Source organism: uncultured Paracoccus sp. (assembly GCF_937873615.1).
Classification (GTDB): Bacteria; Pseudomonadota; Alphaproteobacteria; order Rhodobacterales; family Rhodobacteraceae; genus Paracoccus.
Genome location: NZ_CALMYP010000066.1, coordinates 166,731 through 188,097 on the forward strand (window position 1 = coordinate 166,731; position 21,367 = coordinate 188,097).

At 66.6% G+C, this 21,367-nt stretch carries 21 protein-coding genes and 1 tRNA gene; 8 read left to right on the forward strand and 14 right to left on the reverse strand.

The features are described from left to right. Positions 1–76: 76 nt before the first annotated feature. From Q0330_RS16750 to Q0330_RS16770, 5 genes are read right to left on the reverse strand one after another with little or no spacing between them, the layout of a single operon-like run. On the reverse strand, positions 77–874 hold the full coding sequence (locus Q0330_RS16750; RefSeq protein WP_299482126.1) for a purine-nucleoside phosphorylase: 798 nt from the start codon (positions 872–874) through the stop codon (positions 77–79). Next, entirely contained in the window at positions 858–1,823 is a 966-nt protein-coding gene (locus tag Q0330_RS16755) for an ABC transporter permease (RefSeq protein WP_299482128.1), read from the reverse strand. Before Q0330_RS16755 ends, Q0330_RS16750 begins: the two co-directional genes overlap by 17 nt. Before the next feature lie 3 nt (positions 1,824–1,826). Further along, positions 1,827–2,933, reverse strand: coding sequence for an ABC transporter permease (locus Q0330_RS16760; RefSeq protein WP_299482131.1), 1,107 nt, complete (start codon positions 2,931–2,933; stop codon positions 1,827–1,829). After that, positions 2,933–4,534, reverse strand: coding sequence for an ABC transporter ATP-binding protein (locus Q0330_RS16765; RefSeq protein ID WP_299482134.1), 1,602 nt, complete (start codon positions 4,532–4,534; stop codon positions 2,933–2,935). The genes Q0330_RS16760 and Q0330_RS16765 overlap by 1 nt, the downstream gene beginning before the upstream one ends. Further along, complete coding sequence (locus tag Q0330_RS16770) at positions 4,534–5,523, reverse strand: BMP family ABC transporter substrate-binding protein (RefSeq protein ID WP_299482137.1); 990 nt, start codon at positions 5,521–5,523, stop codon at positions 4,534–4,536. The genes Q0330_RS16765 and Q0330_RS16770 overlap by 1 nt, the downstream gene beginning before the upstream one ends. Positions 5,524–5,714: 191 nt before the next feature. Between Q0330_RS16770 and radC the strand changes: the two genes are divergently transcribed. Continuing rightward, positions 5,715–6,485, forward strand: a complete 771-nt coding sequence (gene radC / locus Q0330_RS16775) for a DNA repair protein RadC (RefSeq protein WP_299482140.1) — start codon at positions 5,715–5,717, stop codon at positions 6,483–6,485. 53 nt (positions 6,486–6,538) lie between these two features. Here radC and Q0330_RS16780 read toward each other — a convergent pair whose 3' ends face one another. After that, positions 6,539–7,060, reverse strand: a complete 522-nt coding sequence (locus Q0330_RS16780) for a hypothetical protein (protein ID WP_299482143.1) — start codon at positions 7,058–7,060, stop codon at positions 6,539–6,541. 97 nt (positions 7,061–7,157) lie between these two features. Here Q0330_RS16780 and moaA point away from each other — a divergent pair, with 97 nt between their 5' ends. Next, on the forward strand, positions 7,158–8,162 hold the full coding sequence (gene moaA / locus Q0330_RS16785) for a GTP 3',8-cyclase MoaA (protein ID WP_299482146.1): 1,005 nt from the start codon (positions 7,158–7,160) through the stop codon (positions 8,160–8,162). Positions 8,163–8,193: 31 nt separating this feature from the next. Here the strand turns inward: moaA and Q0330_RS16790 are convergent, their stop codons facing one another. The 3 genes from Q0330_RS16790 to glmU are packed head-to-tail and all read right to left on the reverse strand — an operon-like array spanning position 8,194 to position 12,568. After that, on the reverse strand, positions 8,194–9,366 hold the full coding sequence (locus Q0330_RS16790) for a M20 aminoacylase family protein (RefSeq protein ID WP_299482149.1): 1,173 nt from the start codon (positions 9,364–9,366) through the stop codon (positions 8,194–8,196). Positions 9,367–9,383: 17 nt separating this feature from the next. Next, positions 9,384–11,201: a glutamine--fructose-6-phosphate transaminase (isomerizing) gene (gene glmS / locus Q0330_RS16795; protein WP_299482152.1), complete on the reverse strand. Its 1,818-nt coding sequence runs from the start codon at positions 11,199–11,201 to the stop codon at positions 9,384–9,386. 5 nt (positions 11,202–11,206) lie between these two features. Then, complete coding sequence (glmU, locus tag Q0330_RS16800) at positions 11,207–12,568, reverse strand: bifunctional UDP-N-acetylglucosamine diphosphorylase/glucosamine-1-phosphate N-acetyltransferase GlmU (RefSeq protein WP_299482155.1); 1,362 nt, start codon at positions 12,566–12,568, stop codon at positions 11,207–11,209. Positions 12,569–12,673: 105 nt separating this feature from the next. Here glmU and Q0330_RS16805 point away from each other — a divergent pair, with 105 nt between their 5' ends. Further along, positions 12,674–13,345, forward strand: coding sequence for an HAD-IA family hydrolase (locus tag Q0330_RS16805; protein WP_299482158.1), 672 nt, complete (start codon positions 12,674–12,676; stop codon positions 13,343–13,345). Between the two features lie 37 nt (positions 13,346–13,382). On the opposite strand, the gene Q0330_RS16810 is transcribed toward Q0330_RS16805, so the two are convergent. From Q0330_RS16810 to tsaD, 4 genes are read right to left on the reverse strand one after another with little or no spacing between them, the layout of a single operon-like run. After that, positions 13,383–13,799, reverse strand: a complete 417-nt coding sequence (locus Q0330_RS16810; RefSeq protein ID WP_299482194.1) for an EVE domain-containing protein — start codon at positions 13,797–13,799, stop codon at positions 13,383–13,385. Next, complete coding sequence (locus Q0330_RS16815; RefSeq protein ID WP_299482161.1) at positions 13,799–14,071, reverse strand: YciI family protein; 273 nt, start codon at positions 14,069–14,071, stop codon at positions 13,799–13,801. Before Q0330_RS16815 ends, Q0330_RS16810 begins: the two co-directional genes overlap by 1 nt. Continuing rightward, on the reverse strand, positions 14,071–15,009 hold the full coding sequence (locus tag Q0330_RS16820; protein WP_299482164.1) for an NAD(P)H-dependent glycerol-3-phosphate dehydrogenase: 939 nt from the start codon (positions 15,007–15,009) through the stop codon (positions 14,071–14,073). Before Q0330_RS16820 ends, Q0330_RS16815 begins: the two co-directional genes overlap by 1 nt. Further along, positions 15,006–16,070, reverse strand: a complete 1,065-nt coding sequence (gene tsaD, locus Q0330_RS16825; RefSeq protein ID WP_299482167.1) for a tRNA (adenosine(37)-N6)-threonylcarbamoyltransferase complex transferase subunit TsaD — start codon at positions 16,068–16,070, stop codon at positions 15,006–15,008. The genes Q0330_RS16820 and tsaD overlap by 4 nt, the downstream gene beginning before the upstream one ends. 61 nt (positions 16,071–16,131) lie before the next feature. On the opposite strand from tsaD, the gene Q0330_RS16830 reads away from it, so the two are divergent. From Q0330_RS16830 to Q0330_RS16850, 5 genes are all read left to right on the forward strand, one after another. Next, entirely contained in the window at positions 16,132–16,821 is a 690-nt protein-coding gene (locus Q0330_RS16830; RefSeq protein WP_299482169.1) for a uroporphyrinogen-III synthase, read from the forward strand. A 177-nt stretch (positions 16,822–16,998) separates the two neighbouring features. After that, complete coding sequence (locus Q0330_RS16835; protein WP_299482171.1) at positions 16,999–18,351, forward strand: hypothetical protein; 1,353 nt, start codon at positions 16,999–17,001, stop codon at positions 18,349–18,351. A 10-nt stretch (positions 18,352–18,361) separates the two neighbouring features. After that, on the forward strand, positions 18,362–20,221 hold the full coding sequence (locus tag Q0330_RS16840) for a heme biosynthesis HemY N-terminal domain-containing protein (RefSeq protein WP_299482173.1): 1,860 nt from the start codon (positions 18,362–18,364) through the stop codon (positions 20,219–20,221). A 73-nt stretch (positions 20,222–20,294) separates the two neighbouring features. After that, a tRNA-Thr gene (locus tag Q0330_RS16845) sits at positions 20,295–20,370 on the forward strand. Positions 20,371–20,502: 132 nt separating this feature from the next. Continuing rightward, entirely contained in the window at positions 20,503–20,982 is a 480-nt protein-coding gene (locus Q0330_RS16850; RefSeq protein WP_299482176.1) for an Rrf2 family transcriptional regulator, read from the forward strand. A gap of 2 nt (positions 20,983–20,984) precedes the next feature. On the opposite strand, the gene Q0330_RS16855 is transcribed toward Q0330_RS16850, so the two are convergent. Then, on the reverse strand, positions 20,985–21,367 hold a 383-nt coding region (locus Q0330_RS16855; protein ID WP_299482177.1), incomplete at its 5' end, for a hypothetical protein.

Here is a 21,367-nt window from a genome sequence, read left to right on the forward strand (position 1 = left end):
GTTTTCGCCTTGCGCAATGTCAAGGCACCGCGACATTCCGTCGCATATCAGGCCTTGCGGGACCGCCCTCACCGCCTCAGCCGCGCAGGAAGCGGCGCAGGACCTTTTCCAGCTTCGCCGCCCCCAGAGGCGCCATCTGCTTGGTATGGTCATGGCTGATCGATTCGTCGGAGAGGCCCGCACCCATATTGGTGATGACCGAGATCGCGGCGCAGCCGAGGCCAAGGAAACGAGCCAGGATGATCTCTGGCACCGTCGACATGCCGACCGCGTCCATGCCGAGGATGCGCGCCGCGCGAATTTCGGCCGGGGTCTCGAAACTGGGGCCGGAGAACCATCCATAGACGCCTTCGGGCAGGTCCACGCCCTCGGCCCCGGCGGCGGCTTTCAGGGCGGCGCGCATTTCCGGGTCATGGGCGTCGGTCATCGGCACGAAACGGGCATCCGTCGCCTCGCCGATCAGGGGATTGGTGCCGGCAAAGGCGATGTGATCGCTCAGCAGCATCAGACCGCCCGGTGCCAGTGCCTCGTTCACTGCGCCGGCGGCATTGGTCAGGATCAGCTTCTTCGTGCCAAGCGCGGCCAGCACCTCCAGCGGCAGGCGCATGGCATCGGCGCGACCGGACTCGTAGTAATGCGACCGCCCGCCGAAGACCGCGACCCGCGCGCCCTCAAGATCCCCGATCACCAGTTGCGGCACATGGCCGGAAACCCCGGCATGGGGAAATCCCGGCAGGTCGTCATAAGGAATCGCCACCCCATCCACCGCGCCCGACAGATGACCGAGGCCCGAGCCGAGGATCAGCCCGTATTCCGGGGCGGCCCCGCCGGCGCGGGCGCGGATCAGATCGGCAAGCTCAACGCTCTTTGACATAGGGTTCTCCGCCCGCGCGCGGCGGGATGGCGCGGCCGACAAAGCCCGCAAGGATGATGACGGTCAGGATATAGGGCAGCGCGTTCATGAACATGGACGGAATGGTGACCGGCCCGATTTCAAGGTTCGGATAACGGTTGGCAATCGCCTCCAGCAGCCCGAACAGGAAGGTCGCGAAAAGCGCGCCCCAGGGCGTCCATTTGGCAAAGATCAGCGCCGCAAGTGCAATGAAGCCGCGCCCGGCGGTCATTTCCTTGACGAAACCCGCAGACAACCCGGTCGCGAGGTAAGCCCCCGCCAGCCCGCACAGCACGCCGCAGATCGCCACCGCCGCATAGCGCAGCCGGGTGACCGACACCCCCGCCGTATCGACCGAGGCCGGATTCTCGCCCACCGCGCGCAAGCGCAGGCCGAAGCGCGTCCGGTAGAGCAGCCACCAGGTCGCCGGCACGCAAAGGAAGGCGACATAGACCAGAATGGTATGGCCGGAGATCAGATCGGCATAGATCGGACCGATCACCGGCACATCGCGCAACTGATCGGCGAAGGGCAGCCGGATCTCGGAAAACCGCGCCCCGCCGCTGAGATTGGGCGTGCGCCCGCCGAGGCCGAAGATCTTCTGCCCAAGCAGCACGGTCAGCCCCGAGGCAAGGAAGTTGATCGCCACGCCCGAAATCAGCTGGTTGCCCCGGAAGGTGATCGAGGCCACGCCATGAACGAGCGACAGCGCCAGAGAACCCGCGATCCCCGCCGCCAGCCCCAGCCAGACATTGCCGGTCAGTGCCGCCACCGTGGCCGCCGAAAACGCCGCCATCAGCATCTTGCCTTCCAGCCCGATATCGAAGACGCCCGCCCGTTCCGAATAAAGCCCGGCCAGACAGGCCAGCAGCAAGGGCGTCATCAGGCGCACGGAACTGTCGAGGATCTGGATGATGGTGTTGAAATCCATGGCTCAGCTCCGCTCTGCCGTGCCGCGACGGCGACGCGACAGGAAGAAGGCCTCCAGCGGCATCCGCACCATATTGTCGAGCGCGCCGGTGAACAGGATCACCAATGCCTGAATGACGATGATCAATTCGCGCGGGATCGAGGTCCAGAGCGCCAACTCGCCCCCGCCCTGATAGAGGAAGCCGAACAGCAGCGCCGCCAGCAACACCCCAATGGGATGGTTGCGGCCCATCAGCGCCACGGCGATGCCGATAAAGCCCGCGCCCTCGACATTGTTCAGGATCAGACGCTCGCCCTCGCCCATGACATTGTTGATGGCCATCATCCCGGCCAACCCGCCCGAGATCAGCATGGCGATCACGGTGATCCGCGTGGGCGAGATACCGGCATAGCGCGCGGCACTCTCGGACTTGCCGAAGGCGCGGATCTCATAGCCCAGCCGGGTGCGCCAGATCAGCAGCCAGACGGCGAGGCAGGCCAGCAGGGCGACGAAGAAGGTGATATTGGCCGGCGTATGCTTGCCCCATTCGATGCCAAACCCGGCGAACATGTCGGTGATCTTCGGCAGATGGGTCGAGGCCGGGAAATTGGCCGAAGCCGGGTCCATGCTGCCTATGGGGCGCAGCCAGTTAACCAGTGCCCAGTTCAGCAGGGCGGCGGCGATGAAGTTGAACATGATCGTGGTGATCACGATATGGCTGCCGCGCTTGGCCTGCAGGATCGCCGGGATATAGGCCCAGGCCGCCCCGAACAGCGCCGAGCCGATCATCGCCGCGATCAGCGCCAGCGACCAATGCGGCCAGGGGATGAACAGACAGACCATGGCGACGCCCAGCCCGCCCAGCCCCGCCTGCCCCTCGCCGCCGATATTGAACATGGCAGCGTGATAGGCGACGGCGACGGCCAGCCCGGTAAAGATGAAATTCGTCGCATAATACAGCGTGAAGCCCCAACCATAGCTGGAACCCAACGCGCCGGTGACCATGGTCTTCAGCGCCTCCCACGGGCTTTCACCGATGGCGAGGATCACCAGCCCCGAAATCGCGAAGGCGAGGAACAGCGAGATCAGCGGAGTCAGCACCACATCCGCCCATTTCGGCATCTTGTCCATCAGGCGGCCCCCTCTGCCGGCGTATCGGTGACGCCGGCCATCAGCAGGCCCAACTCGCCAGCGGTGGTGGTTTCCGGATCGCGCTCGCCCATGATCATGCCGTCGAACATGACCAGGATGCGGTCGGACAGCGACATGATCTCGTCCAGCTCGACGCTGACCAGCAGCACCGCCTTGCCGGCATCGCGCAACTCCACGATGCGCTTGTGGATGAACTCGATGGCGCCGATATCGACGCCGCGCGTCGGCTGGCCGATCAGCAGCAGGTCGGGATTGCGCTCGACCTCGCGCGCGACGACGATCTTCTGCTGGTTCCCGCCCGAGAAATTGCGCGCCGCGAGGTCAGGGTTCGGCGGGCGCACGTCGAAGCGCTCGATCTTGCCTTCGGCATCGGTGCGGATCGCCTTGCGGTCCAGCCAGATGCCGTTCGAATATTCCGGCGTGTTGTGATAGCCGAAGGCCACGTTTTCCCAGGCGGCGAAGTCCATGATCAGGCCCTCGTCCTGCCGGTCCTCGGGCACGTGACCGATGCCGCGCGCACGCCGTGTCGCCGCGTCGGAACGCCGCCCGCTCAGGTCCAGCGACTGGCCGTTCATCAGGATCTCGCCCGAGACCTTGGCGCCCTTTTCGGGGAAGCCCCCCAGCAGTTCCAGCAGTTGCGTCTGGCCGTTGCCGCTGACGCCGGCAATGCCGACGATCTCGCCCGCGCGGATGTCGAAGCTGATGCCACGGATACGCTCGACCTTTTCGTCGTCGATCAGGCGCAGGTTGCGCACCTCCAGCACCGGGGTGCCGGGCTGGGCCGGGGACTTGTCGACCTCCAGCAGCACCTTGCGGCCGACCATCAGCTCGGCCAGTTCCTCGGGCGATGTCTCGGCGGTCCTGACCGAGGCCACCATCTCGCCGCGCCGCATGACGCTGACGGTATCGGTGATCTCCATGATCTCGCGCAGCTTGTGGGTGATCAGGATGATGGTCTTGCCCTCGTCCCGCAAGCCGTTGAGAATGCGGAACAAGTGATCCGCTTCGGCCGGGGTCAGAACGCCCGTGGGTTCATCGAGGATCAGGATATCGGCCTGCCGATACAGCGCCTTCAGGATCTCGACCCGCTGCTGGTGACCGACAGAGAGTTCGTCGATCGTCTCATCGGGATCGACCTGCAATTCGTATTCCTCGGCCAGTTCGCGCAGCCGGGTGCGGGCGCGGGCCAGCGAGGGCCGCAGCATCGGCCCGTCCTCGGCCCCGAGGATGATGTTCTCCAGAACGGTGAAGTTCCGCACCAGCTTGAAATGCTGGAAGACCATGCCGATCCCGGCACGGATCGCGGTCATGGAATCGGTGATCTGGATGGGCGTGCCGTTGATTCGGATCTCGCCCGAATCGGGCTTGTAGAAACCGTAAAGGATCGACATCAGCGTCGATTTCCCGGCCCCGTTTTCCCCGATGATGCCATGGATCGAGCCCCTGGCGACGGTCAGGTTGATGTCCTTGTTGGCCTGAACCGGGCCGAATGCCTTGGAAATCCCGCGAAGCTCGATGGCCGGGGGCATATCCTGGGGGGCCGCAGCCGGCCCCCCGGTCTTGGCAGTTTCCGCCGTCATCAATCGGCCGGGCAGGTATTGTCGGTCATGTAGTCATGCACGACGATCTCGCCCGATGCGATCTTCGCCTTGGCCTCGTCCACCGCTGCGGTCATTTCCGGGGTCACGAGGGGCGCGTTGTTTTCATCCATGGCAACGATCACGCCATCGGATTTCACGTCCCAGACCTTGATGCCCGGCTCGACCGCGTCGCCGGCGGTAAAGGCGTCATAGACGGCGCTGTCGACACGCTTCACGACCGAGGTCAGGACCTTGCCCGGATGCAGGTGGTTCTGGTTCGAATCGACCCCTATGCTGAGCACGCCTTCATCGGCGGCGGCCTGCAGCACGCCGATCCCGGTGCCGCCGGCTGCCGCATAGATGACATCCGCGCCCTGCGCCTTCTGCGCCTTGGCCAACTCGCCCCCCTTCACCGGGTCGTTCCAGGCGGCGGGCGTGGTGCCGGTATAGTTGATGATGACCTTGCCATCGGGCTTGGCGGCCAGAAAACCCTGGCGATAGCCGCATTCGAACTTGTGGATCAGCGGAATATCCATGCCGCCGATGAAGCCCACCGTCCCGGATGTCGAGGCCTGCGCCGCCATGATCCCGGCCAGATAGGAGCCCTCGCCCTCGTTGAAGACGTTCGACTGCACGTTGGGCTGTTCGACCACCATGTCGATGATGACGAACTTCGTCTCCGGGTAATCGGGCGCAACCTTGTTGAGCACCTCGCCGAAGGCGAAGCCGGTCATCACGATCGGGTTGGCGCCGGTCTCGGCCAGCCGGCGAAGCGCCTGCTCGCGCTGCGCCTCGGACTGCATCTCCAGTTCCTTGTAGCTGCCGCCGGTCTCTTCCTTCCACTTCTCGGCGCCGTGATAGGCGGCCTCGTTGAAGGATTTGTCGAATTTGCCGCCGAGATCGAAGATCAGTGCGGGTTCGGCATGGGCGGCCCCCACCAGCAGGCCGACAGCCGTGGCCGAAGCGAGGACGGATTTCAGAAGGGTCATGGCAACCTCTTGATTCAGGCGGGCGACCTTGCCCGCGGATGGACAAGTTTAGGGCGGAAGCCGGGCCGCCGGTCAAGGCGGTTTATTCATGCTGCCCCAAGGTCAGGGGAATCGAATCGTCCTTTCAGATCATTTTTCCAGCATTTGCCGACCTTAACGGTTTCTTCAGCATTCTGCCCGATCCTCCTCGCATGAACCGGAATCATCATGCCTTCTCGGAACCGCCCCTGACGTTGTTCCTGCCCGACAGCGACGAGGCCGTGCCGACCCCGCCCAAGGCCGGAAAGCCGCCCTCCTACATTGCCGATCACCGTGCCCGGCTGCGCGAACGGTTCATGACCGGCGGCGCGGGGGCGATGCCGGATTACGAATTGCTGGAACTGCTGCTGTTTCGCGCCATTCCCCGACAGGACGTGAAGCCGCTGGCGCGCCGACTGATCGCAACCTTCGGGGATCTGGCCCGGGTTCTGGCGGCGCCGGTGGCAAGACTTTCCTCCGTCGAAGGCGTCGGCCCCGCCGTGGTGACGGAATTGAAACTGGTCGGCGCCGCCGCGCAAAGGATGGCGCGCGGTCGGGTCATGCAGCGCCCGGTCCTGTCCGGCTGGGATGCGCTGCTGGACTATTGCCATACCGCGATGGGTCACGAAGGGGTTGAGGAATTCCGGGTCCTCTTCCTCGACCGCAAGAATGTGCTGATTGCGGATGAGGCGCAGGGTCGCGGCACCGTCGATCACGTCCCCGTCTATCCCCGCGAAGTCCTGCGCCGGGCGCTGGAACTGGGGGCTTCCGCGCTGATCCTTGTCCACAACCACCCGTCAGGCGACCCGACGCCGTCCGAAGCGGATATCACCATGACGATGCGCATCCGCGCCGGGGCCGAGGTGATGGGAATCACCGTCCACGACCACCTGATCATCGGCACCGGCTGCGAAGTCAGCTTCCGGCGGGAGGGATTGCTTTAGAAACGCGGTCCCAGCTCTCGGGGCCGCCGCTCAAGACGGAACTTACCGCAGGATCAGTTCTGCCAGACCTCGATCTCGGGCAGATCGGTCAGGGACACGCCAAGCGCCTGCATCGTGGCCAGCGAAAGCTGGCTGCCCGAGGCCCCGCCGCCCAAAGGTTGCAGATCGACATTTGCCGACTTGCCATTGGCCGGGTTGACCACACGCCCCTTTGCCAGGGCCGGGACCAACGGCGTCTTGACCCAGAAACCCGATTCCGTCGCATCGCCAAGCGAGGCGATGGTCGTCCCCAGCTTGCCCCCCCCGGTCGCGGGCGCAGCGGCGGCCGCCTTTTCCGCCGCCGTGGTCTGGTCAAGCTGCGCGACGGTCTGCCCGCCCCCCTGCAACCCCGCCGCCGAGGATGCGCCGGCCACCGGTGCCGAGGCCGGCGCGGCACTGGCCGCCGCAGCACTGGCGGCAGCTTCCTGCGTCGCCGCGTCCGGGCGCGAGACGATACCGCTGTCCCCGGCCAGCCCACAGGCGCTCAGGATCGGCAGGGTCAGGCTCAGCACGGCCAGGGTTCTTGCTCGGGTCATCATGTCCTCCGGTTTTGCGCCCGAAGGCTAACGGCGGCAGGCGATGCGCGCAATGGTCGCGCTTGCGACAAGGCAGGGATCGGCCTATCTCCATGGCATGGAACCGGCGCCGCTGATCGATCCCTTTGCCCGCCCGATCACCTATCTCAGGGTGTCGGTCACGGATCGCTGCGACTTTCGCTGCAACTATTGCATGGCCGAGCACATGCAATTCCTGCCCAAGCGCGAATTGCTGACGCTGGAGGAACTCGACCGACTCTGTTCGGCATTCATCGGGCTTGGCGTGCGCAAGCTGCGCGTGACCGGCGGCGAGCCGCTGGTGCGGCGCGACATCATGTCCTTCTTCCGCGCCGTCTCGCGCCATCTCGGTGCCGGGCTGGACGAATTGACGCTGACCACCAATGGCAGCCAGCTTGGCCGCTTCGCCGATGAACTGGCCGATATCGGCATTGCCCGGGTCAATGTCTCGCTCGATACGCTGGATGCCGCGAAATTCGCCGAGATAACCCGCTGGGGTCGTCTCGAACAGGTGCTCGACGGCATCAGGGCCGCGAAGCATGCCGGGCTGCGGGTCAAGATCAATGCCGTTGCGCTGAAGGGCTTCAACGAGGACGAGCTTTTCCCGCTGATCGACTGGTGCGCGGTCGAGGGCCATGACCTGACCTTCATCGAGGTCATGCCCATGGGCGACATGGCGGAGGCCGAGCGGCTGGACCGCTACTGGCCGCTTTCGGATCTGCGCGCCCGGCTGGCTGGGCGCTTCTCCCTCGTCGATCTGGCCGAGCGCAGCGGCGGTCCGGCCCGTTATGTCCGGCTGACCGAGACCGGCCTGAAGATCGGCTTCATCACGCCCCTGAGCCATAATTTCTGCGAAAGCTGCAACCGCGTCCGCATCACCTGCACGGGCGAGCTTTACATGTGCCTCGGCCAGGAAGACCGCGCCGACCTGCGCGCGCCCCTGCGCGCCAGCACCGAGGATGCCCCGCTGACGCAAGCCATCCGTGCGGCCATCGCCCGCAAGCCCAAGGGTCACGATTTCGATTATTCCCGTCAGCAGGTCACAGGCCAGGTCAGCCGCCACATGAGCCATACCGGCGGATAGGCTGCGCCCGCGACGCGCAGGTCAAAGCCCGTCAGCGGCTGGGCATACGCGCTTCGACCATGCCGGCAAGCCAGCTTGCGCCGAAGGGGATTGCCTCGTCCGCGAAGACATAGCGGGGGTGATGCAGGGGGGCGCTGTCGCCATTGCCAAGGAAGATATAGGCGCCGGGACGGGCTTCCAGCATGAAGCTGAAATCCTCGGCGGCCATGGTCGGTTGGGTGGCGGTCTCGACATGACCGAGGCCGGCCACGGCTTCGGCCACGGCGATGGCGTGGCGGGTGGCCTCGGGGTGGTTCACGGTGACGGGATAGCCGTGATGGTAATCGACCCGGGCCGAGGCGCCGAAGGCCCGGGCGGTGTTTTCGGCCACGCGGGCGATGGCCTCGGCCTGAAGCCTGCGGGTTTCGGCATCGAGACTGCGGGCGGTGCCGCGAATGATGACGGTTTCGGGCAGGACGTTATGGGCGTTCGAATCCGACTCCACCACGCAGCAGGAAATCACCCCGCTTTTCAGCGGATCGACATTGCGCGACACCACCGATTGCAGGGCGACGATGATCTGGGCCGCGACCAGCATCGCATCGACCCCGATCTGCGGCAGCGCGGCATGGCCGCCCTTGCCGGTCACGGTGATCTCGAATTCGTCGGCCGCCGCCATCAGCCCGCCCTCGCGGATCGCGAAATGACCGAGCGGAATGCCTGGCATATTGTGCAGCCCATAGAATTCCTGAATCTTCCAGCGCTCGACCAACCCGTCATCGAGCATCGCCTTCGCGCCGGCCTCGCCTTCCTCGGCGGGCTGGAAGATGACGATGGCGGTGCCGTCGAAATTGCGCGTCTCGGCCAGGTATCGGGCCGCGCCGAGCAGCATCGAGCTGTGCCCGTCATGGCCGCAGGCATGCATCCGCCCCGGCACGGTCGAAGCATAGGGCAGCCCGGTCACCTCGGTCACCGGCAGCGCGTCCATATCGGCGCGCAGCGCGATCACCCGACCGGCGCTGTCGCTGCGCCCCCGGATCACGCCGACGACGCCGGTCCGGCCGATGCCTTCGGTGACCTCGTCCAACCCGAAGTCGCGCAACAACCCGGCCACCCGCGCGGCGGTGCGATGCACGTCGAACTGCAGTTCCGGATGGGCGTGGAAATCGTGCCGCCAGGCGGTGATCTCGGGCAACATTTCGGCGAAGCGGTTCCTGACGGGCATGATGAGCTCCTTTCGCCCTATTCGACCGTAACCGATTTTGCCAGGTTGCGGGGCTGGTCGACATCGGTGCCCTTGGCCACGGCGGCGTAATAGGCAAGATACTGCATCGGCACCGCATAGACGATGGGCTGGAAGATGCCCCCGCCTTCGGGCATCGTCAGCGCCGCGCGAATGCCGTCGCCGCCCTCCAGGATGCCGTCCGCGTCCGAGACCAGCAGGACCTGACCGTGACGGGCCATCACCTCCTGCATGTTCGAAATGGTCTTTTCGAACAGGGCATCGCGGGGTGCGACCACCACGACCGGCATGTGCTGGTCGATCAAGGCGATGGGCCCGTGCTTCAACTCGCCCGAGGCATAGCCCTCGGCGTGAATATAGCTGAGTTCCTTCAGCTTCAGCGCGCCTTCCAGCGCCACCGGGTAAAGCGGGCCGCGCCCGAGGAACAGCACATCCGTGCTTTCCGAGATCCAGCCGGCCAGCTTTTCGCAATCCTCGGCCGTGTTCAGCGCCTGATTGACCAGCGACGGGATGGAGCGCAGGTCGGCAAGATGCGCGGCCAGTTCGCCGTCACTGATCCGGCCGCGATCGTGGGCGGCCTTCAACGCCAGCACGGCCAGCACCGCAAGCTGGCAGGTGAAGGCCTTCGAGGAGGCCACGCAGACCTCGACCCCGGCCAGCGTCGGCAGGGCGATATCGGTATCGCGCGCGATGGCCGAGGTGCCCACATTCACCACGCCCACCGTCCGGGCCACCTTGCCCCGCGCATAATGCAGCGCCGCCAGCGTATCGGCGGTCTCGCCCGACTGGCTGATGAAGATGCCCCAGCTTTTCGGCGACAAGGGCGGCTCGCGGTAACGGAATTCCGAGGCCACATCGAGATCGCAGGGCAGGCCGGCCAGTTTCTCGAACCAGTATTTCGCCACATGGCCGGCCAGATAGGCGGTGCCGCAGGCGACCAGGGTCAGACGGTCGACATCGCGGAAATCCACCAATTCGGGCAGGACGATCCGGCCATCCTTGATGTAATGGTTCAGTACATCGCCCAGAACGGCGGGCTGCTGGGCGATTTCCTTGGCCATGAAATGACGATAGCCGCCCTTGTCGATGGCGGTGGCGCCGACATCGATCTGCGCGATCTCGCGATTGGTGGGCCGGCCTTCGGCATCGAAGAATTCGGCACCCGCGCGGGTCAGGACAACGTGATCGCCGTCTTCCAGATAGCTGATCCGGTCGGTGAAGGGGGCAAGCGCGATGGCGTCGGAGCCTACGAACATCTCGCCCGTGCCATGACCGACAGCGAGCGGGCTGCCCTTGCGGGCGGCGACCATCAGATCGGCCTCGCCATCGAACAGGAAGGCAAGCGCGAAGGCGCCATGCAGGCGCTTCAGGGTGGCGCGGGCGGCCTCGACCGGGGTCATGCCATCGGCAAGGTGTTTCGCGGTCATGAGGGCGACGGTTTCGGTATCGGTTTCCGATTCCGGCGAAAAGCCTGCCGCGATCAGTTCCTCGCGCAACTCCTTGAAGTTCTCGATGATGCCGTTATGGACCACGGCGACCGGGCCGCGCCGATGTGGATGGGCATTGCCCTCGGTCGCGGCGCCATGGGTGGCCCAACGGGTGTGGCCTATGCCCGCGTGACCGGGCAGCGGCTCGGTCACCAGCCGGTCGGACAGGTTCACCAGCTTGCCGACCGCGCGGCGGCGATCCAGCTTGCCATCGGTGTCGATGGTGGCCACCCCGGCGCTGTCATAGCCGCGATATTCCAGCCGTTTCAGCGCCTCGACCAGTTGCGGTGCGACCTGATGATTGCCCAGAATTCCGATGATCCCGCACATCTGCCTTACCCCTTCTTCGCCTTCTGCTCGCGCAGGGCCTGCATGATCCGGCGTGCGAGTCCGGGCTTGTTGATCTGTCGCGCCCGCCCGAGGCCGAGCGCATCGCCGGGAACATCGGTGGTAATGACCGAACCCGAGGCCGTCATCGCCCCGGCGCCGACCGTGACCGGCGCCACCAGCATGGTGTCAGAGCCGATGAAGGCATCGGCGCCGATCTCGGTGCGATGCTTCATCACCCCGTCGTAATTGCAGGTCACGGTGCCGGCGCCGATATTGGTGCGCTCTCCCACATGGGCATCGCCCAGATAGGTCAGATGACCGACCTTCACGCCCTCGTCCAGAACGGTGTTCTTGATCTCGACGAAATTGCCGACATGGACATCGCCGCCCAGTTCCGCGCCGGGTCGCAGCCGGGCGAAGGGGCCGACCGTGGCCCCCGAGGAGACATGGCAGCCTTCCAGATGGCAGAAGCCCAGCACTTCGGCCTCGGATTCGACGGTGACGCCCGGCCCGAAGATCACGTTCGGCCCGATGATGGCGTCGCGCCCGATATGGGTATCGAGCGCGAACCACACCGTTTGCGGCGCGGTCAGGGTCACGCCGTCCTCAAGCGCGGCAGCGCGGCGGCGGGACTGGAAGATCGCCTCGGCCCGGGCCAGTTCGGCGCGGCTGTTGACGCCAAGCGTCTCGGCCTCGTCGCAGGTCACCACGGCGGCGCGGAAGCCGGCCTCGCGGGCGAGGCCCGGAATATCGGTCAGGTAATATTCGCCCGAGGCATTGTCATTGCCGATCTGGCCGATGAAGCGGCGCAGCAAGTCCGCATCGGCGGCCATGACCCCGGAATTGCACAGCCGGATCGCCCGCGTGGCCGTGTCGGCATCCTTGAACTCGACGATCTTCTGCAAGGTGCCATCGGCATCGGTGACCAGCCGGCCATAGCGACCGGGGTCGGCGGCCTCGAAACCCAGCACCACCACATCGGCATCGTGGCCGGCCATGGCAGCGAGCGTGTCTTCGCTGATGAAGGGGGTGTCGCCGTAAAGCACGATGATCCGGCCGGCAAACCCGTCCAGCAGCGGCAGCGCCTGCGCGACGGCATGGCCGGTGCCAAGCTGTTCGGTCTGCAACGCGATCTGCGCCGTCTCGTCCAGCTTGCCCACGGCCTTGGTCACCGCCTCGACCCCGTGACCGGCAACCACGACGACACGCTGCGGATCGAGGCTGCGGGCCGCGGCAAGCGCATGGCCGACCATCGGCACCGCGCCGATCCGGTGCAGCACTTTCGGCAGGTCGGATTTCATCCGGCTGCCCTGTCCCGCCGCGAGGATCACCACGGCCACATCCCGATTTTGCTGCTCTGCCGACATCTTGCCCGTTTCGTTGTTTGCCGTTTCTTGTCGGGCGGTTTACCCCTTGGCGAGGCAGGGCCGCAAGCCATCCTGCCTTCACGTGATTTGACGAAAGGTTACAGCATGGCCGGAACGGTGGTTTTCGACCTCGACGGAACGCTTGCCGAAACCTCGGGCGACCTGATCGCTGCGGCCAATGCGGTGCTGGCCCGGCGCGGGCTTGGGGCGCTCGATCCGGTGACGGATGCGAAGATCGCGGGCTATGGCGCGCGGGCCATGCTGCGGGCGGGCTATGCCCGTGCCAGTGCCGGCATCCTGATCCCGCCACAGGCCGAGGATGAGGATTTTCCGCTCGTGCTCGACGCATACGATGCCGCCATCGCCGTGCATTCCCGGCTTTATCCGGGGCTGGAGGCGGCGCTCGCGCGCCTCGATGCCGCCGGCTTTCGGCTCAGCGTCTGCACCAACAAGCCCGAGGGTCTGGCCGACAAGCTGTTGCGCGAACTGGGGGTGCGCGATGCCTTCGCCGCGCTGATCGGGGCCGATACGCTGCCGGTCAGAAAGCCCGATCCGGCACCCTATCGCGCGGCGGTCATGCGGGCCGGGGGCGAGGTCGGGGCGTCGTTTCTGGTCGGCGATACCGAGACCGATTTCAAGACCGCGCGCAACAGCGGCGTGCGGGTGGCGCTTGTCTCCTTCGGGCCCGAGGGGCCGGAGATTTCGCGCCTCAAGCCCGATGCGATGCTGGATCATTACGATGCGCTGCCGGAACTGGCGCGGGGATGGTTGGGCTGAACCTGTCCCGCGCCTGGCGGAAATCGCAGCGGGCCGCCTATTCGACCCCGCCCAACTCCATCAGCACCTGCCATTCGGCATCCGAGATCGGCTGCACCGACAGGCGCGAATTGTTGACCAGCACCATATCCTTCAGGCGCGGCTCTTCCTTGGCCTGATCCAGCGTCACGGTCCGCGCCAAGGGCTTCACCGCCTTGATGTCGACGCATTCCCAACGGGCGTCCTCGGTAGTGCTGTCGGGATGCGCCTCGGTCACGACCTCGACGATGCCGACGCATTCCTTGCCGATATTCGAGTGATAGAAGATCCCGCGCTCGCCCGCCTTCATCGCCCGCATATTGTTGCGGGCCTGATAGTTGCGCACGCCGTCCCATTCCTCGCCGGTCTCGCCCTTGGCGATCAGGTCGTCGAAGCTGAAGACATTCGGTTCCGATTTGAACAGCCAATAGGCCATCAGCCGATCACCCTTTTCCATTCGCTGATGGTGACCGACTGGAACAGCCCGGCCTTGCCATAGGGATCGCCGGCGGCCCAGGTCTTCGCGGCCTCCAGATCCGGCACATCGACAATCGCCAGAGAGCCGGCCATCTGCCCATCCTCGATCAGCGGACCGCCGACGAACAGCACGCCGCTTTCGCGGGCATAGGCAAGATGGGCCTCGCGGTTTTCCATGCGCAGGGGCAGCGAATCCGGCTTGTCGCGGCAGATCAGGGCAAAATAGGGCATCATTCCTCCTTCAGGGGGCGGCTCATCAGGGTTTCCATCACCTCTGCCACGCCGGCCCGGCCCTCGGCAAGGGCGGCCACGGAATCGGCGATGGGCATCGGGGTTTTCAGGCGGGCGGCAAGTGCCGCGACGGCGCGGGCGGTGGCGGCACCTTCGACGGTGAGGCTGCTGTCGAAGTCCTCTCCCGCGCCAAGCGCGCGGCCATAGCGGAAATTGCGCGACAGCTCCGAGGTCGAGGTCAGGATCAGATCTCCCAGTCCCGACAGACCGGCAAGCGTTTCCGCCCGCGCGCCAAGCGTGGTCGCCAGCCGCACCATCTCGGCAAAGCCACGGGTGATCAGCGCGGCGCGGGCGCTGTCGCCGAAGCCCGCACCGATGGCCACGCCGGCAGCGATGGCCACGACATTCTTCAACGCCCCGCCCATCTCGGCCCCGCGCAGATCGTCGCTGCGATAGATCCGCAGGACCGGCGTCGACAGCGCATGTTGCAGCGCCGCGATCCCCTCGGCCTCCGAGGCCAGCGTCAGCGCCGTCGGCAGCCCGCGCGCGATATCGGCAGCAAAGCTCGGGCCGGTCAGGGTGGCGATGCGCGCCTGCGGGCAGGCCGCCCGGATCAGTGCCGAGGGCGATTCCCCGGTGCTCAGGTCGATCCCCTTGGCGGTGTTGATCAGCCAGCGCCCATCCAGCCGCGCACCCTCCTGCGCCAGAAACCCGCGCAACGCCTGCGCCGGCAGGGCCAGGATCACGCGATCCTGCCCGTCGAGCGCCGCGCCCAGATCGTCGGTCAGCGCCACCGCCTCGGGCAGGCTTACACCGGGAAGGCGCGTCATCACCCGCCCTTCGGGCAGGCGCCGCCCCCAAAGCGTCACCGGCTGCGTGCCCGACAGCGCCACCGCCAGCGCAGCCCCGAAAGCACCGGCACCAAGGATCGCAGTCATGCTTTCGCCCCCCGTTTGCCGGCACCCAGCATCGGGGCGGCGTTTTCATCCAGGGGCCAGCGAGGCCGCCCGGCCAGATCCATGCCGTCGCGCCGGCCCAGCCGGAAGGCCTCGATCCCGGCCCAGGCGATCATCGCGGCATTGTCGGTGCAAAGCCGCAAGGGCGGCGCAAGGAAACGCGCGCCCCCAGCCTCTGCCACGGCTTCCAGCGCCGTGCGGATCGCGCCATTGGCGGCCACGCCACCGGCCACGGCCAGAACCGGCACCGGATGGGCGGCAAGCGCGCGGCGGGTCTTTTCGGCCAGCACATCGGCCACGGCGGCCTGAAACCCGGCGCACAGATCGGCGCGGTCCTGACGGCTCAGCCCGCCCTGCGCCGCGACCAGATCGTCGCGGGCGCGCAGAACCGCTGTCTTGAGGCCGGAAAAGGACATGTCGCAGCCCGGCCGGTCCAGAAGCGGGCGCGGCAGCGCGAAACGCGCCGGATCGCCGGCCTTCGCCTCAACCTCGACCGAGGGGCCGCCGGGCTGCGGCAGGCCCAGAAGCTTGGCGATCTTGTCGAAGGCCTCTCCGGGGGCGTCGTCGATGGTGCCGCCCAGCCGGGTGAAGGCGTCCGGGCCGTCCACGCGCAGAAACTGGCAATGCCCGCCCGAGACGAGAAGCATCAGATAGGGATAATCCACCCCATCGGTCAGGCGCGGCGTCAGCGCATGGCCGGCCAGGTGATTGACCCCGACCAGCGGCAGGCCGGACCCGGCGGCGATGCCCTTGGCCAGCATCACCCCGGCCATGACCCCGCCGATCAGCCCTGGCCCGGCGGTCACCACCACCCCGTCCAGATCGGCCAGCCCCAGACCGGCCCCGGCCAGAGCTTCCTCGACACAAAGGTCCAGCTTCTCGGCATGGGCACGGGCGGCGATCTCGGGCACGACGCCGCCGAAATCGGCATGAAGCGCCACCTGGCCCGCCACGACCGAGGACAGGATCGTGCCATCGGCGCGCACCACGGCGGCGGCGGTATCGTCGCAGCTGCTCTCGATGCCGAGAAAGGTGAGGGTCATGGTTGCGGCCTTGCTCGCGTTGGGGTTAGCACTCAGATAGCCACCCTGACCCGAGGCCGCAATGACCGCACTCCTATGCCTTCTGACCCGGCCCGAGGCGCAATCGCGCGCCTTCGCCGCCGAATTGCCCGGAATCAAGGCACTGATCGCCCCGATCCTGCGCATCGAGCCGGTGGATTTCGACCGCACCCGCCTTCAGTCGGCGCCGGGATTCGTCTTCACCTCGGCCAATGCGGTTCCCTTCGCCGGTGCCGCGCAGGGCCGCCCCGCGCTTTGCGTCGGCACCCAGACCGCCGAGGCCGCCCGCGCGGCTGGCTTTCAGGTCACGCAGGGCCTGGGCGATGCGCTTGGCCTGCTGCCGCTTCTGGAAGGGCGCGCGGATTGGCTGCATCTGCACGGCCTGCACCGGGCGCGCGAATTGCCGGTGCCGGGCATGGCCGTCTACGATCAGGTGGCGCAGCCGCTCTCTGCTGCCGCCCGGAATGCGCTTTCGCAGCCGCAGCCCATCATTCTGCCGCTTTTTTCACCACGCAGCGCCAGATTGCTTGGCCCGGCAGCGGCCGGGGCGCAGGCCTCCATCGCCACCGTAGCCATCAGCGCGGCAGCAGATGCAGCCTATGAAGGCCCCGCAAACCTGCGGCGTGTCGCCGCAGCGCCAGAGCGCGGCGCCATGCGCGCGGCCATCCTGTCGCTGGTCGGAACGGAACGATCCAGTATGGGATGGGTTGAGACGGAAAGAAGCGCTCGCTAGACTGGCCCGGAATGCAGTCCGGGCTTGGTCGCGACTGCCGTGATTTCAGGGGGATATGACGTGGCCACGTCCGGCAAGAACAACAAGTCACCGAAAGCCGCATCCAGCAGCGCCGCGAAAGGCACAAAGAAGGCGGCAGCCACGACCCCGGTTGTCCCCTCCGAACCTGTCGCCGCCATGGATCCCGTCGTCTCGCGCATCCCGCCCTCGATCCCGATCGACTCGGCACTCGTTGGCGAGGCGACAAAGCCGATCGCCGCTGCCAGCGCGCGCGGGACCGAAACCGCGCCGGTGACCAAGGCAGGCTCGGTGCCAGCCGTGCCTGCTTCTGCGAAGCCAGAGGCCAAGGCGACGGAAAAGCCGGCTGAGAAACCCGCCCCGCCGGCGGCCAAGGCGCCGCCGCCGCAAACCACCGTCATCCGCAAGGGCGGTTTCTGGCCCATGGCGCTTGGTGGCGTGGTCGCGGCAGGCCTTGGGGCCGGGGCTGCGATCTGGGCCGGTCCGCAACTGATGCCACCGCCCGAACCCGCCCCGGCGACCGAGATCGACACCGCCGCCATCCGCAGCGAAGCCGTGGAAGCCGCAACCGCAGCCGGTGCCGAAGCAGGTGCCGCCGCCGGTGGCGAGGCTGCCGCCAAGGCCATCGCCGAACTTCCGGCACCCGCCGCCGCAGCCGAAGCCGGCGACACCGCCCCCCTGCAGGCAGAGCTTGAGGCGCAGGCACAGAAGATCGCCGCACTGGAAGCCGCGCTTGCCGCCCGCCCCGCCGCTGCCTCTGCCGATACGGCACCGTCAGCCGATGCCACGGCCGATAGCGGCGCCACGACGCAGTTGACCGAACAGATCGCCAGCCTGCGCGATGCTCTGGCGACGCAGGCGGGCCAGATCGCGGATCTCACCGCACGGCCACAGGTGGATGCGCAGGCCATTGCCGAGTTGCAGGCGCTGGCCCAGAATGCCGCACATGTGAAGGCCGAGATCGAATCCGCCGCCGCGGCGGCGCAGCAGAGCCTCGACACCGTTCAGTCCGAAGCGCAGGCGGCAACGCAGCGCGCGCAGGCCGTGGCCTCGGTCGCGGCACTTGGCGCGGCGCTCGAACATGGTAATTCGGCCGGCGAGGCGGTGCAGCAGTTGCAGGACGCCGGCATCGAAGTGCCCGAGCCTCTGGCGCAAGAGGATCTGCCCACGCTCGTGCAGATCCAGATGGGCTTCGACGCTGTCGCCCGCAGCGCGCTGACAGTATCGCTGAAGGCCGAATCGCGGGAAGGTGGCGCCATGACCGCCGTTGGCAACTTCCTGCGCGTGCAGACCGGCGCGCGCTCCGTTGAGCCGCGAGAGGGCGCCGACCCCGACGCCATCCTGTCGCGGGCCGGCGCGCTTGTCGATCAGGGCGAAATCGCCTCGGCGCTGGAAGAAATTGCGACCCTGCCGCCCGAGGGGCAAGAGGCCATGGCCAACTGGATGGCCCAGGCCAAAGCCTATATCGATGCGGAAGCCGCGCTGAACGATGTCGCCACGACGCTGAACTGAGGATCTGAACATGTTGCTCTCATTGCTGAAAATCCTGCTGTTCTTCGCCGTGATCCTGGCCGTCGCGCTCGGCCTCAATCGCCTCTCCGGGACCGCCGATGGCGTCCAGGTCGTGCTGGCGGGCACGGAATACACGCTCGGCCCGGTTCAGGCGATCGTGGCCCTTGTCGTTCTGGTCGTGGCCGGATGGGCCGCGATGAAGCTGCTCGGTATGCTCTGGGCCTTCATCCGCTTCGTCATGGGCGACGAGACCGCGATCAACCGCTATTTCGCCCGCTCGCGCCGCGAGAAGGGGATAGAGGCATTGTCGCAAGGCCTGCTCGCGGTCGCCTCGGGCGAGGGCAAGCAGGCGCAGGATCTGGCCGTGCGGGCGGCGAAATACCTCGACGATCCGCGCGCCACCCGGCTGCTGGCGGCGCAGGCCGCCGAGGTCGCCGGCGACAATGCCAAGGCCGAGACGGTCTATCGCGAGATGCTGGAAGACGACCGCACCCGCTTTGTCGGCGTGCGCGGGCTGATGAAGCAGAAGCTGGCGGCGGGCGACACCCACACCGCGCTGGCACTGGCGCAGAAGGCCTATGCGCTGAAGCCCCGCCACCTTGAGGTGCAGAACACCCTGCTGGAGCTTTCGGCCAAGGAAGGCGACTGGAAAGGCGCGCGCTCGATCCTCAAGGACAAGCGCAAACAGGGCGAGATGCCGCGCGATGTCCATATCCGCCGCGATGCCGTCCTGGCCCTGCAGGAGGCCCGCGACGTGCTGGCGCAGGGCAGTTCCATTTCCGCGCGCGAGGCGGCGATCTCGGCTGCCAAGGCCTCGCCCGATCTGGTGCCGGCCGTGGCCATGGCCGCGCGCACCTATATCGAGCAGAAAGACCGCCGCAATGCCGCGCGGCTGCTCGAAAAGGCGTGGTCGGTCCGGCCCCATCCCGATCTGGCCGAGGTCTATGCCGAAATCATGCCCGAGGAGACGACGAATCAGCGCCTGCGCCGCTTCGAAGCCCTGATGAAGCGCAACCCCGACGATGAGGAAACCCGGCTTCTGCGGGCCGAGCTTCTGCTCGCCTCCGAGGATTTCCCGGCCGCGCGCCGTGCCCTTGGCGATCTGGCCGAAACCCATCCGACGACGCGCACGCTGGCGATCATGGCCGCCGTGGAACGCGGCGAAGGCGCCGACGATACCGCCGTCCGGGCCTGGCTGGTGAAGGCGATGACCGCCTCGCGCGGGCCGCAATGGGTCTGCGACAAATGTGATCACGTCATGGAAGACTGGGCCCCGATCTGCGAGAATTGCGGCGGTTTCGACACGCTGAGCTGGCGCGAGCCGGCGCATAAGCGCACGGCTTCCGCCGCGTCCGGGGCCGAGTTGCTGCCGCTTCTCGTGGGCCAGAAACCCGCCCAGGAGGAGGCGCCGGGCGATGACGCAGAGATCGTGTCAGAGACGCCACCGCGCCCCGCCGCCAAGCGGGCCGAGGCACCGCGCTCCTCTGCCGGCTCGGTCGTGGCCGATGTCGCACCCGGCATGGTGCCGCGCGAAGCCGATTTCCAGAACGAGCCCTCGCGCACCATCACCGACCCGGAACCTGTGGCGGTCAAGCCGGCACCGGCGAAACCCCAGCCGGTCGAACCGAAGCCGGCCCCGAAAGCCGAAGCGCCGAAACCCGCCGCAACGCCGGAACCCAAGCCGGCGGCCCGGCCCGCCGCGTCCAACGGCGAAGGCACAGAGCCGGTGCGCCCCGATGTCGAACCGCCCGAAGGCACCGTCCTGCCGCCCGCCCGCGACCCGGTTCGCGCCCAACGGCTGGTGCTCGACGGCGACACCCCGCCGCGCCCCGATGTCGAACCGCCCGAGGCCCCGGCCAAGCCGCATTGACCCCGGCGATTCGCCGCGAAAGGGTCTTTTCCCCCGCGCCGGAACCTGCTATCCGGCGCGGCACGCAGACGGGGCCGCTGTAGCTCAGCTGGTAGAGCACGTCATTCGTAATGATGGGGTCGGGGGTTCGAGTCCCTTCAGCGGCACCACCTCTGCGCAAAACCTGTCCCAAATCATCCTCATTTCAGCGCCGATCCGCCGGATTCTCCCTTTGATTGACTGAAATCAAGGACCGCAACGCCCGCCAGGCGCAATCTGATGCGCATCCAAAGGGGGTGCCGGTGAGACTGACAGTTCGTACGAATCTCGCCATGCGGGTGCTGATGTATTGCGCGGTCCGGCGCGGAGAGCTGGTCCGCTCGGTCGACATGGCCGAAGCCTGCAATGCCTCCGTGCATCACATCGCCCAGGTGGTGAACCAGCTTTCCGTCCTCGGTTACCTGCATACCCTGCGCGGCCGGACCGGCGGCGTGAGGCTGGCCCGCAACCCGGCCAAGGTCACCGTCGGGGAAGTCTTCCTGCATTTCGAATCCAATGTGCCGCTGACCGAATGTTTCGACGACAAGGGCAATACCTGCCCGCTGCGTCAGGGCTGCCGGCTGCGCCATGCCCTGCAAGAGGCGGTCAATGCCTTCTACGGCGCGCTTCAGGCGGTCACCTTGCAGGAACTGGTCTGTGACAACCTGCGGCTGGAGACGCTGTTTGCAGGCCATGCCTGCGCGGCGGGTGCGGCCGTGACCTCGGCGCCAGTGACCGTTTGAACCTAAAAACTGTGGCTGACCCTGCTGATTCGGTCATGCTCCGGGTCGGATGCTGGTGCCTGTTCCGCCACGGGCGCCGATTGGAAGGGGCGGCATCGAGCCGCCGCCGAAATTTCGCCGGACGCCAGGGAAAGCACCACGATCTGTCTGATATGTCTGCGACGGATTTTCGGCGCTGCGGCGACGTAAAATTCCTGCCATTCGTGCTGCGTCCGGCCCGAACATGAGCATTCATATTGCAGTTGCAGCATAGACTGGGCGGATTTGACCGTTTGACATTGTTGAATTTTCGCGTTGTAGCTGAACAAAAGCCCAGAGGGCAAAATCAACCTAGGCTCCAGACCCATTGATTTCGTGCGTTTGACGTGATTCAGGCTCCGCAAGG

What these genes read in the sequence shown, in the direction of transcription:
- Q0330_RS16750 (WP_299482126.1), bottom strand. Translation starts at nt 874, where the DNA reads ATGTCAAAGAGCGTTGAGCTTGCCGATCTGATCCGCGCCCGCGCCGGC.
- Q0330_RS16755 (WP_299482128.1), bottom strand. Translation starts at nt 1,823, where the DNA reads ATGGATTTCAACACCATCATCCAGATCCTCGACAGTTCCGTGCGCCTG.
- Q0330_RS16760 (WP_299482131.1), bottom strand. Translation starts at nt 2,933, where the DNA reads ATGGACAAGATGCCGAAATGGGCGGATGTGGTGCTGACTCCGCTGATC.
- Q0330_RS16765 (WP_299482134.1), bottom strand. Translation starts at nt 4,534, where the DNA reads ATGACGGCGGAAACTGCCAAGACCGGGGGGCCGGCTGCGGCCCCCCAG.
- Q0330_RS16770 (WP_299482137.1), bottom strand. Translation starts at nt 5,523, where the DNA reads ATGACCCTTCTGAAATCCGTCCTCGCTTCGGCCACGGCTGTCGGCCTG.
- radC (WP_299482140.1), top strand. Translation starts at nt 5,715, where the DNA reads ATGAACCGGAATCATCATGCCTTCTCGGAACCGCCCCTGACGTTGTTC.
- Q0330_RS16780 (WP_299482143.1), bottom strand. Translation starts at nt 7,060, where the DNA reads ATGACCCGAGCAAGAACCCTGGCCGTGCTGAGCCTGACCCTGCCGATC.
- moaA (WP_299482146.1), top strand. Translation starts at nt 7,158, where the DNA reads ATGGAACCGGCGCCGCTGATCGATCCCTTTGCCCGCCCGATCACCTAT.
- Q0330_RS16790 (WP_299482149.1), bottom strand. Translation starts at nt 9,366, where the DNA reads ATGCCCGTCAGGAACCGCTTCGCCGAAATGTTGCCCGAGATCACCGCC.
- glmS (WP_299482152.1), bottom strand. Translation starts at nt 11,201, where the DNA reads ATGTGCGGGATCATCGGAATTCTGGGCAATCATCAGGTCGCACCGCAA.
- glmU (WP_299482155.1), bottom strand. Translation starts at nt 12,568, where the DNA reads ATGTCGGCAGAGCAGCAAAATCGGGATGTGGCCGTGGTGATCCTCGCG.
- Q0330_RS16805 (WP_299482158.1), top strand. Translation starts at nt 12,674, where the DNA reads ATGGCCGGAACGGTGGTTTTCGACCTCGACGGAACGCTTGCCGAAACC.
- Q0330_RS16810 (WP_299482194.1), bottom strand. Translation starts at nt 13,799, where the DNA reads ATGGCCTATTGGCTGTTCAAATCGGAACCGAATGTCTTCAGCTTCGAC.
- Q0330_RS16815 (WP_299482161.1), bottom strand. Translation starts at nt 14,071, where the DNA reads ATGCCCTATTTTGCCCTGATCTGCCGCGACAAGCCGGATTCGCTGCCC.
- Q0330_RS16820 (WP_299482164.1), bottom strand. Translation starts at nt 15,009, where the DNA reads ATGACTGCGATCCTTGGTGCCGGTGCTTTCGGGGCTGCGCTGGCGGTG.
- tsaD (WP_299482167.1), bottom strand. Translation starts at nt 16,070, where the DNA reads ATGACCCTCACCTTTCTCGGCATCGAGAGCAGCTGCGACGATACCGCC.
- Q0330_RS16830 (WP_299482169.1), top strand. Translation starts at nt 16,132, where the DNA reads ATGACCGCACTCCTATGCCTTCTGACCCGGCCCGAGGCGCAATCGCGC.
- Q0330_RS16835 (WP_299482171.1), top strand. Translation starts at nt 16,999, where the DNA reads ATGGATCCCGTCGTCTCGCGCATCCCGCCCTCGATCCCGATCGACTCG.
- Q0330_RS16840 (WP_299482173.1), top strand. Translation starts at nt 18,362, where the DNA reads ATGTTGCTCTCATTGCTGAAAATCCTGCTGTTCTTCGCCGTGATCCTG.